This is a genomic window from Pontimicrobium sp. MEBiC06410, assembly GCF_053601615.1.
The window spans coordinates 66,782-81,760 of sequence record NZ_JBSHNT010000157.1; the positions used below are offsets into that span (position 1 = coordinate 66,782).

General features: G+C 29.4%; 17 protein-coding genes. 11 read left to right on the top strand and 6 right to left on the bottom strand.

Going from position 1 to position 14,979, the window contains the following annotated elements; genetic code table 11:
- Window positions 1-47: 47 nt before the first annotated feature.
- The 7 genes from pepT (at window position 48) to ACVC08_RS12480 (ending at window position 5,738) form a co-directional block, all read left to right on the top strand.
- The gene (gene pepT / locus ACVC08_RS12450) at window positions 48-1,286 is read left to right on the top strand and encodes a peptidase T (protein ID WP_452602248.1); all 1,239 of its coding nucleotides are present in this window, start codon (window positions 48-50) and stop codon (window positions 1,284-1,286) included.
- A gap of 208 nt (window positions 1,287-1,494) precedes the next feature.
- The gene (locus ACVC08_RS12455; RefSeq protein ID WP_452602249.1) at window positions 1,495-1,797 is read left to right on the top strand and encodes a hypothetical protein; all 303 of its coding nucleotides are present in this window, start codon (window positions 1,495-1,497) and stop codon (window positions 1,795-1,797) included.
- Between the two features lie 188 nt (window positions 1,798-1,985).
- Window positions 1,986-2,420, top strand: coding sequence for a carboxypeptidase-like regulatory domain-containing protein (locus tag ACVC08_RS12460; RefSeq protein WP_452599783.1), 435 nt, complete (start codon window positions 1,986-1,988; stop codon window positions 2,418-2,420).
- Between the two features lie 23 nt (window positions 2,421-2,443).
- Window positions 2,444-3,463 (top strand): transglutaminase domain-containing protein, encoded by a 1,020-nt coding sequence (locus tag ACVC08_RS12465; RefSeq protein WP_452602250.1) that lies wholly within the window; start codon window positions 2,444-2,446, stop codon window positions 3,461-3,463.
- Window positions 3,464-3,474: 11 nt separating this feature from the next.
- Window positions 3,475-4,077 carry a methyltransferase domain-containing protein gene (locus ACVC08_RS12470; protein WP_452602251.1) on the top strand — a complete coding sequence of 201 codons (603 nt, stop codon included), beginning with the start codon at window positions 3,475-3,477 and terminating at the stop codon, window positions 4,075-4,077.
- A 106-nt stretch (window positions 4,078-4,183) separates the two neighbouring features.
- Window positions 4,184-5,122 (top strand): hypothetical protein, encoded by a 939-nt coding sequence (locus ACVC08_RS12475; RefSeq protein WP_452602252.1) that lies wholly within the window; start codon window positions 4,184-4,186, stop codon window positions 5,120-5,122.
- A gap of 16 nt (window positions 5,123-5,138) precedes the next feature.
- Window positions 5,139-5,738, top strand: a complete 600-nt coding sequence (locus ACVC08_RS12480; protein WP_452602253.1) for a YdeI/OmpD-associated family protein — start codon at window positions 5,139-5,141, stop codon at window positions 5,736-5,738.
- Between the two features lie 31 nt (window positions 5,739-5,769).
- On the opposite strand, the gene ACVC08_RS12485 is transcribed toward ACVC08_RS12480, so the two are convergent.
- From ACVC08_RS12485 to ACVC08_RS12505, 5 genes are all read right to left on the bottom strand, one after another.
- Window positions 5,770-6,777, bottom strand: a complete 1,008-nt coding sequence (locus tag ACVC08_RS12485; protein WP_452602254.1) for a LacI family DNA-binding transcriptional regulator — start codon at window positions 6,775-6,777, stop codon at window positions 5,770-5,772.
- Between the two features lie 129 nt (window positions 6,778-6,906).
- On the bottom strand, window positions 6,907-7,191 hold the full coding sequence (yajC, locus tag ACVC08_RS12490; RefSeq protein ID WP_452602255.1) for a preprotein translocase subunit YajC: 285 nt from the start codon (window positions 7,189-7,191) through the stop codon (window positions 6,907-6,909).
- A gap of 2 nt (window positions 7,192-7,193) precedes the next feature.
- Window positions 7,194-7,688 carry a DUF1573 domain-containing protein gene (locus ACVC08_RS12495; protein WP_452599716.1) on the bottom strand — a complete coding sequence of 165 codons (495 nt, stop codon included), beginning with the start codon at window positions 7,686-7,688 and terminating at the stop codon, window positions 7,194-7,196.
- 64 nt (window positions 7,689-7,752) lie between these two features.
- A complete protein-coding gene (nusB, locus tag ACVC08_RS12500; protein WP_452599715.1) occupies window positions 7,753-8,697 on the bottom strand; it encodes a transcription antitermination factor NusB in 945 nt (314 codons plus the stop codon).
- A gap of 100 nt (window positions 8,698-8,797) precedes the next feature.
- On the bottom strand, window positions 8,798-9,904 hold the full coding sequence (locus tag ACVC08_RS12505; protein ID WP_452602256.1) for a Glu/Leu/Phe/Val family dehydrogenase: 1,107 nt from the start codon (window positions 9,902-9,904) through the stop codon (window positions 8,798-8,800).
- A gap of 145 nt (window positions 9,905-10,049) precedes the next feature.
- On the opposite strand from ACVC08_RS12505, the gene ACVC08_RS12510 reads away from it, so the two are divergent.
- From ACVC08_RS12510 to ACVC08_RS12525, 4 genes are all read left to right on the top strand, one after another.
- Window positions 10,050-11,807 carry an ABC transporter ATP-binding protein gene (locus tag ACVC08_RS12510; protein WP_452602257.1) on the top strand — a complete coding sequence of 586 codons (1,758 nt, stop codon included), beginning with the start codon at window positions 10,050-10,052 and terminating at the stop codon, window positions 11,805-11,807.
- Between the two features lie 74 nt (window positions 11,808-11,881).
- Window positions 11,882-12,274 carry a PUR family DNA/RNA-binding protein gene (locus ACVC08_RS12515; protein ID WP_452599712.1) on the top strand — a complete coding sequence of 131 codons (393 nt, stop codon included), beginning with the start codon at window positions 11,882-11,884 and terminating at the stop codon, window positions 12,272-12,274.
- Between the two features lie 135 nt (window positions 12,275-12,409).
- Window positions 12,410-12,592: a hypothetical protein gene (locus ACVC08_RS12520; protein WP_452602258.1), complete on the top strand. Its 183-nt coding sequence runs from the start codon at window positions 12,410-12,412 to the stop codon at window positions 12,590-12,592.
- Window positions 12,593-12,877: 285 nt separating this feature from the next.
- The gene (locus tag ACVC08_RS12525; RefSeq protein WP_452602259.1) at window positions 12,878-14,623 is read left to right on the top strand and encodes a response regulator; all 1,746 of its coding nucleotides are present in this window, start codon (window positions 12,878-12,880) and stop codon (window positions 14,621-14,623) included.
- On the opposite strand, the gene ACVC08_RS12530 is transcribed toward ACVC08_RS12525, so the two are convergent.
- Complete coding sequence (locus ACVC08_RS12530; protein WP_452599710.1) at window positions 14,616-14,951, bottom strand: tRNA-binding protein; 336 nt, start codon at window positions 14,949-14,951, stop codon at window positions 14,616-14,618. The two genes, ACVC08_RS12525 and ACVC08_RS12530, sit on opposite strands and share 8 nt — an antisense overlap.
- Window positions 14,952-14,979: the final 28 nt, after the last annotated feature.

Consider the following 14,979-nt stretch of genomic DNA (forward strand, 5'->3'; position numbering starts at 1 on the left):
TTTCGACTTTTACAGGTTGAACAAACACCAAATTAAACGATATTTAAATGATTTCTAAAGATGATATAATAAAACGTTTTGTAAGCTATGTTATAGTAGATACAGAATCGGACCCAGAAAGTGATACCACACCTAGTACAGCAAAACAATGGGACTTAGCTAATGCTCTAGTAGAAGAATTAAAAGCTATAGGCATGAGCGATGTTACTATAGATGAGAATGCATACATTATGGCAACGCTACCAAGTAATGTAGAGCATCAAGTACCAACTATAGGTTTTGTATCTCATTTTGATACTACTCCAGATTTTACTGGTGCAAATGTAAATCCGCAAATTATAGATAATTATGACGGAAAAGACATCATTTTAAATGAGGCTGAAAACATTATACTGTCTCCAGATTATTTTGAGGATTTATTACAATATAAAGGCCAAACTTTAATTACCACAGATGGTACAACTCTTTTAGGTGCAGATGATAAAGCTGGTATTTGCGAAATTATTTCAGCCATGGAACACCTTATTAATAATCCAGACATTAAACATGGTACTATAAAAGTAGGCTTTACACCAGATGAAGAAATTGGCCGTGGTGCTCATAAATTTGATGTAGAAAAATTTGGTGCAGATTGGGCTTATACAATGGATGGTAGCCAAATTGGAGAATTAGAATATGAGAATTTTAATGCTGCAGGTGCTAAAGTTAGAATAAAGGGTAAAATAGTACACCCTGGTTATGCTAAAGGTAAAATGGTAAACTCTATGTACATTGCTACAGAGTTTATAAACTCTTTACCGCGCATGGAAACCCCTGAACATACTGAAGGCTATGAAGGCTTTTTCCATTTATATTCTATTAATGGAGAAGTAGAAGATACCGTATTACAGTATATTATTCGTGATCACGATCGTGAACATTTTGAAGCCCGTAAAGAGGTGATGCAAAAACTAACAAACGAATTAAATTCGCAATACGGAAGAGAAGTTATAGAAATAGAAATTACAGACCAATACTTTAATATGAAAGAAAAAGTGGAGCCTGTAATGCATATTGTAGATATAGCGGAAGAAGCTATGAAACAATTAAACATTAAACCACTTATAAAACCTATTCGTGGTGGAACAGATGGATCTCAATTAAGTTATATGGGCTTACCATGCCCAAATATTTTTGCTGGAGGCCATAATTTCCATGGACGTTACGAATATGTTCCTGTAGAAAGTATGATTAAAGCTACCGAGGTCATTTGTAAAATAGCAGAGATTACTGCAGAGAAAAAGTAATTTGTAATTACTATTACATAATAACACCCCAAAACTATAATAGTTTTGGGGTGTATATTTTTAATACAATATGTCATAACTGTAGTTTTTTTTTAAACGGTTAAAGCTATTTTAGACCTTTCTACACTGCTTATAAAATGTATCTTGCGTATATAAATGACTATTAACACTTAAAAACAAATTACTGTAATAATCATGAAATAAAATTATGGGATGGGTTAAAGACGCTTTAAAAGAATTATCTAAAAATAACAAATGCCAAGTAAGACCACAAGGAGGCTCTATGAAAGGAAGAATAGAATCTGGTCAATTAGTTACTATACAAAGGATAGAACCTGAACAAATAGTAATTAATGATATTGTTTTCGTAAAATGGAAAGATAATTATTTATTACATCTCATTAAAGACATACAAAACGAAAACATTTTAATTGGTAATAATTTAGGTAAATTAAATGGTTGGATTCCTGCAAATAATATTATAGGCAAAGTTATAAAAGTTGAAAACTAACCTGTTAAAAATCAGGATATCTTTACTTTCTATAAGACACTTAAAAATGGTTATCTTTGAAAATAAGATAAATACATTTTTCTATACTCATTGAAACGTCGTTTTTACTAATTAAATCGTTTAGATCACTCAATGTTGTTTGATACACAATAGCATTGTCTATACATTTGATAAAAACATTATATATTATGACAAAACAATTGAATTTTACACAGACAAGATTTGATGCTTTTAAGAGCACATTTGGTATTTTCGGAATGCTAATTATTGCCCTATTATTTTCTGGTACTGCATATGCTCAGAATAACTTGACTACATCAACAGCAAATCAAGAACTTACAGTTACAGGAACTGTAAGTGATGAAGATGGCCGTTTAGAAGGTGTTAGTATTATTAAAAAAGGAACTGTTATTGGTACAGCTACAGATAAAAATGGCGCTTTTACATTTCCTAAACCATTAAAAGATGGCGACATTTTATTGTTTAGTTATTTAGGTTACGAAACGCAAGAAGTAAAAGTTGAAAAAGACAGAACGGTTATTAATTTAGTCTTAACATCGGATGTTATAGAGGTTATTGGAGCACTACAAACAGATAGTCCCTACAAATCTAAACGTAAATAACACACTATAATAGCTATAAACAGATGAAGACACTGTGGTATATTTTGCCCTTTGTAATTGTATTGCAATCTAATGCTCAACTCTCTGATTTTGGAACTGTAAATTTTTACAAAGCAGACAGTATTGCTTTAGCATACAAAAATGAAGGGTTAAATAATTTACCTCAATTGTCTTATAAACTCACCTCCAATTTAAATACAGACGTAGAAAAATTTAGGGCTATTTATTTATGGGTTTGTACTAACATTGCAAACGATTACAATCTCTATTTAAAAAACAGTAGAAAACGACAACAATTACAGCATCAAGCAGGAAAATTAAACGCTTGGAATGAACGTGTTAAAAAAGAAATATTTCGCAAGCTATTAAAACGTGAAAAAACAATTTGTACTGGTTATGCCTATATTCTAAAAGAGCTTTCTGAACTAGCAAATTTAAGCTGTGTTATTGTTAATGGGTATGGTAGGACAAGTACAACAGATATAGACAAACTCAATATTCCTAATCACTCATGGAATGCTATTAAGTTAAACAATAAATGGTACTTATGCGACCCCACTTGGGCTAGTGGTGTACCAGACCCCAAAACCAATACTTTTGTATTTAAATATAATAATGGTTATTTCTTAACTAATCCAGAGTTATTTGCTGTAAACCATTACCCTATAGACTCTAAATGGTTACTTTTAAATACAAAAACGCCTACGTTTGAAAGTTTTATAGAAGCGCCAATAATTTATAGCAAAGCCTATACAAACCTAGCACTACATGAATCTCCAAAAAAAATGCATCATACAATAGCGAAAGATGAAAGTATAGCTTTCAAGTATACGCTTTTAAAACCTGTAGTAGAAGATAACATTTCTCTTTTAATAGACGATGGCAATAATAGTAAAACAATACAACCAGAAAACACACGCATTAAAAACTTAAATTTATCGTTTAACCATCAATTTAACACCACGGGTTTTTATGATGTACATTTATATATAAAAGAAGATCTTATTGCTACCTATACTTTTAGAGTTGAAGACACTAAATAAGTTTACACAAAATGCCAAATACACAAGAAGAAAAGAATTATTGGTCTAAACGTTATCAAGACAATAAAACTGGTTGGGATATTGGAGCGCCTTCTACTCCACTAAAAGTTTACATAGATCAAATTACCAATAAAGATTTAAAAATATTAATTCCTGGTGCTGGTAATTCATACGAAGCAGAGTACTTATTTAATAATGGCTTTAAAAATGTGTATGTATTAGATATTGCTAATGCTCCATTAAAAGCATTATTAAAAAGAGTCCCAAATTTTCCGCTAAATCAACTCATAGAGGGTAACTTTTTTGAGTATAATAATAGTTTCGATTTAATTTTTGAGCAAACCTTTTTTTGTTCCTTTCCTCCTACACTAAATAATCGTAAGTTATATGCTAAAAAGATAAATTCACTTTTAAAACCAGAAGGAAAATTAGTTGGCGTATGGTTTGATATCCCTTTAACGAGGGATATGGAAAAACGTCCATTTGGAGGAACAAAAGAGGAGTATTTAAGCTACTTTTCTCCATATTTTAAAATAAACACCTTCGACAAATGCTATAATTCTATAGCCCCAAGACAGGATAATGAATTGTTTGGTATATTTCAGAAAAAGTAAACGTATATACGAGCAATACTTTTGCTACAAAATACATAGTTAAACGTTTCTATATTTTGAATATCTTATTAAAATATACGACCTTCGTTTTACTTAAAATAGCGAGATGAAACAATACTTCTTCATAATATCTATACTTCTATTATTTACAAGCTGTCAAAAAGAATTTGATGTTACACCAAAATATTCAAATTTTAAGACAGATTTAGAAGCAAAAAACATATTTAGCAATGTAAAAAAACTACAACAGTTTAGAGCGAATATAGATACTTTAAACACTAAAAAAACAGATAAACCAGTCCCTGTTTTCACAGAAACTTATACTATAAATGGTAATGTAGAGAGTACTGAATATTTTGATTTTTTTGGAAAAACACAACAAACAGTTAATGCTGTTTATGATTCTAAAAATAATTTAATAAAATCCATTACTAAAAGTTCTGTTTTTCCTGAACACATGGTAAAATCAATAATTAGAGATAGTGTTACTAAAAAAGAAATACAAACTATCATTATTAATGATAGTATATATTCAAAAATTGTTTCTACTTATAATGCTAAAAATAAAATTATAGAAAAACTTAAAATAAATAAACAAGACTCTATAAAAACAACTTATAGTTACAACACAAAAAACCAAATCATTAAAGAGGCTATATTGGAAAAAAAAGCCACTATAACTAATACCTATAGCTACAATAATCATGGTAATATTACTGAGTCTATAAATGGATCCAATTATTTTAGAGTAAAAACAACTTATACGTATAATAATGATAGAGTTTTTAAAATTACCGAACATAATATTGCTAAAGATGATAAAGCCTATTTAATGAGGGAGGTTATTTACGATAGGTATTATAACCCCATTAAAGAAAAACACTACGAAAACAATATATTAAAAGAAGAATTAAAGATTACATATAATTTTGATACTATTGGTAATTGGATAAAAAAAACGGTGGCTTTAAAATCGCATACATCCAATTCAAAAAAATTCATCCCAATTTATGTAGAAACAAGAACGCTTACCTATTGGGAATAACATTAAATTATTAATTATGAAAAAAGTTAATTCAGTTGAAGAATATATAGAAAATAATTCGCATTATGCAGAAGCCTTAACTTTATTACGAGAGATTTTAAATACTACAGAATTAGAAGAAGCTATAAAATGGAGCGCTCCTGTATATACCTCAAATGGTAAAAATGTTGTAGGTCTTGGTGCTTTTAAAAAACACTTTGGTATTTGGTTTTTTAATGGTGTCTTTTTAAAAGACGAACAGCAAGTATTAGTTAATGCTCAAGAAAATAAAACAAAAGCATTGAGACAAATGCGTTTTGACTCTATTGAAGCTATTAATAAAAATATTGTTTTATCGTATGTAAAAGAAGCTATAGAAAACCAAAAACTTGGAAAAGAAATAAAACCAGATCGCTCTAAGAAAGATACTATTATACCTGAAAAGTTAAAATTAGAATTAGAAAAAGATACTACTTTAAAAACAGCATTTAATAACTTGTCGCCTTCTAAGCAACGTGAATATTGCGAGCATATAGCTGCAGCAAAACGAGAGGCTACAAAACAATCTCGATTAGAAAAAATTAAGCCAATGATTCTTCAAAACAAAGGCCTACACGATAAGTATAAAAACTGTTAAACCATAAAGTATAAAGTACTATAATTTATATTTATTTTGTAGTTTCTCTTAAATGAAGGCTTACATCAATAATTTTAGTAGTAGGTTCTATTTTATCTTTACTTTCAAGTCTCTTTACTAACAGTCTTACAGAAGCTGCCCCAATGTCTTGTGAGTGTTGCGATACTGTAGACAGTTTAGGTGTTGTAAATTGTAATATATTTTCGTCTGAAAAACCTATTATTGATAAATTTTCGGGAATAGCATAGCCTCTTTTTTTAGCTTTATTTAAAGCAATTACTCCAGATACGTTGTCTATAGCAATTATACCATCTACATTTTTATAAGTTTCAAAAATAGAATCTACAGCAATTTCTAAATTATCTGCCTTAGAGATATTTACTACAAGGGGTACATTTTTATAATTATTTTCATCTTCTATTGCTTGTAAGTATCCTTTAGTTCTTAATTTACCTACACTTAATTCTTCAATATTATTAATGAGCACTATTTGTTGCCTGCCTTCATCTATTAAATGTTTTGTTACTTTATAGGTAGCTTGAAAATCGTCTATAATTACTTTATCGCAGTCTACTTTTTCTGAGGTACGATCAAACATTACAATTGGCAATTTTCTATCTAAAATAGATTTAAAATGATCAGATTTTTGTTGTATTTGTGTTTCTTCTGCTATAGACATAATAAAGCCATCTACACTACCATTAGCTAATAAGTTTAAGCTATTAACTTCTTTATCGTACAACTCATTAGAAATACAAGTTATTAAACTATACCCTCGTTTTGAAGCTTCTTTTTCTATACCATATAATACTTTTGCAAAAAAGTGGTTTAATATATTCGGAATAATAACACCTATAGTTTTTGTTTTACTATTTTTTAAGCTTAATGCAACCTTGTTAGGTGAATAATTATAGATCGCTGCAACTTCTTTAACTCGTTTAATGGTTTCCTCGCTAATTTCGCAACTATCGTTTAAAGCTTTAGATACAGTAGATATAGAAACATTTAACTTCTTCGCTAATTCTTTTAAGGTTATCATTTATTTTTCTTTTTTAATGCATTAAAGCAACTTATATGCACTAAAATAAGCTTTTGTTTTATACTTCACTTTATTGCATAAAAAAAGCTTCCTAATTTAGGAAGCTTTTTTTATATAGATTTTAAATTTCTATTTATCTGAAGTATTAAGTTTTTTACTCATTTCCATAGAAATTGCGGAGCGGTCAAACTTAATTTTACCAGCCATTGTTTCTATAACACAACTGTTGTCTTTATCATTTAAGTCTGTTATTTTACCATGCATTCCGCTTTTAGTAATAACTTTATCTCCGCGCTTCAAGTCTGAAGCAAATTGTTTCTCTTGTTTAGCACGCTTTCTTTGCGGTACTATCATCAAGAAATATATAACACCAAACATTGCAATGAATGGTAAAAAATCTACGATTCCTCCCATTATTACTTAATTACTGGTGATGCTGTAGGTGTTGCTTTTTTAGGTGCGTTAGGATCTGGCTTAACAAAAGCAGAAATTCTTACAGTTTCTCTTCCTTTTTCTGTATTTGCCGTTACCGTTACTGTTTTAGAAACTTTGTTAGCTCCTTTTCCATTAAATTTAACAGTAAAACTTCCTGATGCTCCTGGTGCTAAAGGCTCTTTAGACCAATCTTTAGGAATAGTACATCCACAAGAACTTTTAATGTCTGTAATTACTAAAGGAGATTTTCCTGTATTTGTATAATTAAATACTGTTTCTACGTTAGTTCCTGAAATTATTTCACCAAAATCGTGATCTACTTTATCAAATTGTATTACTGGAAAATTAGATGCATTTGCATCTCTATCTGCTGCTGCTGCTACTTTGCTATCATCTATTGCCGCTGCTGCATCTTTTTTACATGATGTAAATGCCACCATACATATTGCACTTAATACTAGTACTACTTTTTTCATAATTTTTTATTTAATTTTTAATATATGTTAAACTTAGGGATGTAAAAATAACAATAATTTTTATTTACATCAAACCCCTTCCTACTTTATTTAATTTACCAGACGCCTGATAGTCTTTTACAAGCTTATCTAAAATACCATTTATAAAAATGCTACTTTTTGGTGTAGAGTACTCTTTAGAAATTTCTAAATACTCATTTATGGTGACCTTAGTAGGTATAGATGGAAAGTTTTTTAATTCGCTAACTCCCATTTTTAATAATACTTTATCTAATGAAGCTATACGGTCTGCATCCCAATTGGTCGTTTTACCTTCTATTTCTTTAGCCAATGCAGATTGGTTAAGTAAGGTTTTTCTAAACAAATCTATAGCAAACTGTTTATCATCTAAATCTTTATACAGTTTTGGTATAAAATGAAATTGATCCGATTTAGGTTTTACTTTACGTAATAGTTTTAATATGGTAGTATTTACTGTAGGCAAATCGTCTAACCAAGTTAAATTTTTATCTTCTAAATAATCATATAACTTCTCGTTAGGGGCTATGATTTCTTTAAAAACATCTATTAAAAACTCTTTATCTTCTTTAAAATTAGAAGTTCTCGTTTCTAGATATGTTTTATACAAATCACTTTTTAATATTGCTTTAAAAATAAGTTCTACGTATTCATTATCTAGCTCCCAATTTTTAATATTGTGCGCATCAAATTTAGCTTGCAGTTGCTCATTAGTTTTAAGCATCTGTAATACTTCATTATTTATAAACTTACGATTAGGATTTTTTTCTTCTTTAGTTGCTAAGTGTTTATTTTGTGTTTTTGTTAAATGATTTTCTGCACGCTTCTGCACCTCTATCATTAAAGAGATTAATAATAGGTACAAATTGTACATATTATCTATACTGTAGAGTAAGAATTTTTGGTCTTTTACAAAATCATCGCTTTCTGTACCTTTAAATGCATACAGCACTTGCATTACTTTTACTCTAATGTGTCTTCTACTTAACATGTTTACAAAGAACTTTTACTTTTAATATATATAGTCATTAAAAAGGGCAAAAGTTAATATTAACTTTTGCCCTGCAAAAATAGTCTTTTTTATGAATTACCTAAGCATTCATATTCTCTTTTTTTCTTGCATCAATTCTTCCTTGTGCAATATTTAATGCCGCTTGGTGTGTTGTAACACCATTACTCTCTGCATTAGATAAAATTTCTAATGTTGTATTATATATATTTTCGGTTTTACGCATAATTTCGGTTTTTCCGTAATTTTCTAATTCTGCATATACATTAATTATTCCTCCTGCATTAATTAAAAAATCTGGTGCGTAAACAATTCCTTTATCTTTAAGCATTTGTCCATGCTTATTTTCGTCTGCCAATTGGTTATTTGCAGCTCCTGCTATTACTTTAGCTTTTATGTTATTTATTGTTGCATCATTTATTGTTGCGCCTAAAGCACATGGGGCATAAATATCTACTGCTTCACTGTATACATCGTTTCCTCTATATATTGTTGCTCCATATTTAGAACTTACTTCGCTTAAACGCGCTTCATTAATATCCGAAATAATTACTTTAGCGCCTTCATTAGTTAAATGTTCTACTAAAGATTCACCAACATGACCAATACCTTGTACTATTACAGATTTATCTTCTAAAATATCTGTTCCAAATTTATATTTTGCAGCAGCTTTCATTCCCATAAAAACACCATAAGCTGTAATTGGAGATGGGTTTCCTGCGCCACCTTTATCTTCAGAAATACCAGTAACATAAGGGGTTACTTCTCTTACTAAATCCATATCACTTGTTTCCATCCCTACATCTTCTGCAGTAATATACTTTCCGCTTAAAGAGTGAACAAACTCTCCAAAACGTTTCATTAACTCAGGTGTTTTTTGAGTTTTAGCATCACCTATGATAACTGCTTTTCCTCCTCCTAAATTTAATCCAGTAATTGCAGACTTAAAGCTCATTCCACGAGACAAACGTAAAACATCATTTAATGCTTCCCATTCGTTACTATATTGCCACATTCTAGTTCCTCCTAATGCAGGACCTAATACAGTATTATGAATACCAATTATTGCTTTTAATCCTGTATCTTTGTCATTGCAAAAAACAATTTGTTCATGGCCATCAAAGGATAATTGCCCAAAAACAGGATCTACTTTATGTAATTCGTTTGTGTTAATAACTTCTGAAATCATTTAAGTTTTAATTAAGTTAATTTAAGCTGCTAATTACTAATTATGTAAAAACAACGGGCAAAAATAATCTAATATTGGTGTTAATGCAAAAATATGCATGTTAAATTACGAAAATGTCAAACAATTAATTTAGTTAAACCTGTAAATGAAAGAATTACAGCATTTAAGAAAATACTTTTATAAATATCGAATACAATTAATCGCTGGGATTATTATTACTATAATATCTAACTTATTTAGAGTTTTTGTGCCTAAGTTAGTAGGCTCTATTATAGACATAGTAAACGAGCAAGTCCAAAACCCAGATAGGGATATTTCTATATATAAAAGCGAATTACTAAAGTATATACTTATTATTATTGGTGCAGCAGTAATTACTGGAATACTTACTTTTTTTATGAGGCAGGCTATTATAAATGTCTCTCGTTATATAGAGTTCGATCTTAAAAATGAAATTTATAATCAATACCAAAAACTGTCTTTAAATTTCTATAAAAAAAATAGAACTGGTGATTTAATGAACCGTATAAGCGAAGATGTAGGTAAAGTTAGAATGTATGCAGGCCCAGCTATAATGTACAGTATAAACACGATAACGCTATTTGTTGTTGCGCTTACATTTATGTATAGACAAGCACCATCGCTTACATTATATACTATTATTCCATTACCTATTTTATCTATATTAATTTATAAAATTAGCAAACAGATACACAAACGCAGTACTATTGTACAAGAGTACCTGTCTAAACTGTCTACATTTACACAAGAAAGTTTTAGTGGTATTTCTGTTATAAAAGCTTATGGTATCGAGGCACAAACCGCCACTAAATTTAACTCATTATCTATAACTAGTAAAGACAAACAACTTAGTTTAGTTAGGGTACAAGCTTTCTTTTTTCCTATTATGATATTACTTATTGGTATTAGTAACCTACTTGTTATTTATATTGGTGGGAAACAATATATAAATGGTCTAATCTCTTTAGGAACAATTATAGAATTTATTATTTATGTAAATATGCTAACATGGCCAGTTGCTACTGTTGGTTGGGTAACGTCTATTATACAACAGGCAGAAGCTTCACAAAAAAGAATTAATGAGTTTTTAAAATTAGAGCCAGAAATTACTAATACTGTTCAAGCCCCTTCTATTATTAAAGGTACTATTGAGTTTAAAGATGTGTACTTTACTTACGATGATACTAATATAAAAGCTCTAAAAGGGGTTAGTTTTAAAGTAAACCCTGGCGAGACATTAGCTATAATAGGTAAAACAGGTTCTGGAAAATCTACAATATTAGATTTAATAGGGCGCCTATATGATGTAGACAATGGAACTATTTTAATAGATGACACAGCCATAGACCAAATTAATTTAAATAGCTTGCGTGAAGCCACAGGCTATGTTCCTCAAGATGCTTTTTTATTTAGCGATACAATAAACAATAATATTAAGTTTGGTAAAGAAGACGCCACAAACGAAGAAGTTATAGCTGCTGCTAAAAATGCACAAGTACACAAAAACATTAAAAAATTTAATAAACAGTACGAAACCATATTAGGAGAACGTGGTATTACACTTTCTGGAGGGCAAAAGCAACGTGTCTCTATTGCCAGAGCTATTATAAAAGCACCGCAAATACTATTATTTGATGATTGCCTTTCTGCAGTAGACACAGAAACAGAAGAGAAAATATTAAATAACCTTAATAAGTTAACAGAAGAAAAAACAACAGTTATTGTTAGCCATAGAATCTCTTCTGCCAAAAATGCAGACCATATTATCGTATTAGATGATGGTAAAATTGTACAGAAAGGAACTCACGAAACCCTGATAAACATAGATGGTTACTACAAAGAATTATATTTAAAACAATTAAGCGCAAAAGAAATGCTCTAATTTGTTGTATGGTTTCTTTTTTTTTTAGATTTTTGAGTCTATTAAAAACATAACTATATAAAATCAAAAAAACGATGCACAATAACGAGATGATGGAGAAAGAGGAAATTTATTCTAAAGTTTTAAGAGCTGGAAGACGTACGTATTTCTTTGATGTAAGATCTACAAAAGCTGGAGATTATTATTTAACGATTACTGAGAGTAAAAAGTTTACTAATGATGATGGATCGTTTCATTATAAAAAACACAAAATCTATTTATATAAAGAAGATTTTAAGGAATTTAATAGTATTCTTCAAGAAATGACAGATTATGTTATTTCGGAAAAAGGAGATGAAGTTATTAGCGATCGTCACCAAAAAGATTTTAAGAAAGAATACGATACTCCTGCATTAAATAGTACAGAAACACCCGCTTCTGAAACAGCAGAAAGCCGTTTTACAGATATAGATTTCGACGATATATAGATATAACTATTCAAGATAAAAAAACCGTTACTAAAATTAGTAACGGTTTTTTTTGTATATTAAACTCAAGTACAGACTGGTTCCCCTTTGTTTTATTACTGATTATTATGAATAAACTAGACAATTAACCATACTATGCGCTATATAACTACCCTACTAATAACTATTGCTACACTAGTATGTAACGACTTATTTTCACAAACTAACGAAGCATACACAACAGAAAAATTAGAACTCCTAAAAACACAGATTAAAGACTCTATTTATAAATATAAGTACTCTAATGCAATAAAAAACTCGCATAAACTTATTAAATAAGCTCAAAAAAGTAATAATGATTTTTATGAATTTCGAGGACTCATAGAGCTAGGTTTTATACATCATTTACTAGATGACCCTAACAAAGCTAACCTATACACACAGCAAGCTTTAGACAAGGCCATTGAAACAAAATCAGATAGTTTAATTGCTTGGGCTTATAATGATATCGCTAATATACAAACTGTAACTAAAGACAATTATACCAAATTAATTGATTATTACAGTAAAGCTATTGCTATATATAACAAAAAGCAAAATTTTACACCACCTATTGCTGAGCATATGAATATTGGTGAAGCTTACCTAATTGTAAATCAACCTAAAAAAGCATATCCGTATTTACTAAAAGCCAAAGAGTTAACTGAAACAAAACCAGCTCACGAATTGTTCTCGCTAAACTTAAATATATTATTTGGTCGTTACTATAATGCTATTAAAGATTATAATAAAACTATTACCGTTTTAGAAAAAGCTATTACCCTAGCAAATAATAAGTATCTAGATCAATACTCTCAAATTTGTAATTATTTATCTATTGCATACGAACAAACACAAAACTTACAAAAAGCAAACTTTTATTTAAAAAAACAAAACGAAACAGATAAAGCTATATACAATATAGAAAAAGGCGTTTTATTGGCCGAAACCAATGCTAAATTTGAATTTGAAAAACATCAAGATAAAATTAAAGCTAACGCCAAAAAAATAAGTAAATCTGATAATTATATAAAAAAATCCAAATTATTAAATATTATCTCTGTTATACTTTCTGCCATTTTATTGATAGGTTTGGCTGCTATATTCGGGTTAGCAAAAAACCGTAAAAAGTATATTGATGCGTTATCTAAAAAAAATCAAGAGTTAATAGATGCCAAAGATAAAGCAGAACACCTCTCCAAGCTTAAAGCAAAATTTTTCTCTACTATTAGCCATGAAATAAGAACACCTTTATACGGTGTTATTGGTCTATCCTCCATATTACTAGAAGACAAAACACTTAGCAATACCCATAAAACAGATTTAAAATCGCTAAAATTCTCCGCAGATTACTTATTAGCCTTAATTAACGATGTATTAATGTTAAGTAAGATGGAAAATAACGGTATAAAACTTGAAAAAATACCTTATAAACTAGATTCGCTATTAAATAGTATAACTAATTCTTTTGCGTTTATTCTAGAACAAAATAACAACAAACTCTATACAAATATAGATCCAATGTTACCCAATGCGCTTATTGGAGACTCTATTAGATTATCGCAAATTTTAATGAACCTTATTGGTAATGCTGTAAAATTTAACGAAAATGGAACTATATGGGTTACTATAGAATTGATTGAATTAACCCATGACGCTAAATATTTATCGAAATTTACAATAAAAGATGATGGTATAGGTATTCCAAAAGAAAAACAAAAAGCTATTTTCGACGAATTCTCTCAAGTACAAAATAAAAATTACAATTATCAAGGTACTGGTTTAGGTTTACCTATAGTTGTAAAATTATTAGCATTACATGGTAGTACAATAGAGCTTCAAAGTGAAGTTAATAAAGGATCGGCCTTTAGTTTTATACTGCCTTTAGAAGCTAATTTAACCGTAAAAAGAGTAACAGATAATAACAATACTAATGAGGAAGAAAACGACCTTTGCTTTAAAGGCTGTCACATACTTATTGTAGATGATAATAAGATAAATCAAAAAATTACAAGAAAAATCTTAGAAAAAAAACAATTTAAGTGTAGCATAGCGAATAACGGTGAAGAAGCAATTGAAGCAGCCAAATCAAATAATTATCAATTAATTTTAATGGATATTAACATGCCAGTAATGGACGGTTATGAAGCAACTAAATCCATACGACGTTTTGATACTAAAACGCCTATTATTGCATTAACTGCAGTAGAAGCCGAGGAAGTAAGAGAACAAATTGTAGCCGTAGGTATGAATGATATTATATTAAAACCTTACGATAATTCTCAGTTTTTTACTACTATTTTAAAAAACATCAATTTAGTCACTAATTAACAGTACTTCCATTTTTAACAGGAGTCTCAGGGTTTAACAAAATAACATCTTTACCATCAACAGCGCCAAGAATTAAACATTCGCTCATAAATTTAGCAATTTGTTTTTTAGGAAAATTAACAACTGCTACTATTTGTTTATTTAATAACATGTCTTTAGTATAAAGTGTTGTAATCTGTGCAGATGTTTTTTTTATACCTAAAGCTCCAAAATCTATAGTTAATTGATATGCTGGTTGTCTAGCCTCAGGAAAATCATTAACATTTATAATAGTCCCTACCCGTATATCTACAACTGTAAAATCTTCAAATTGTATACTCTTACTCATACTTTAAAGATAGTAATATTTATCTTTG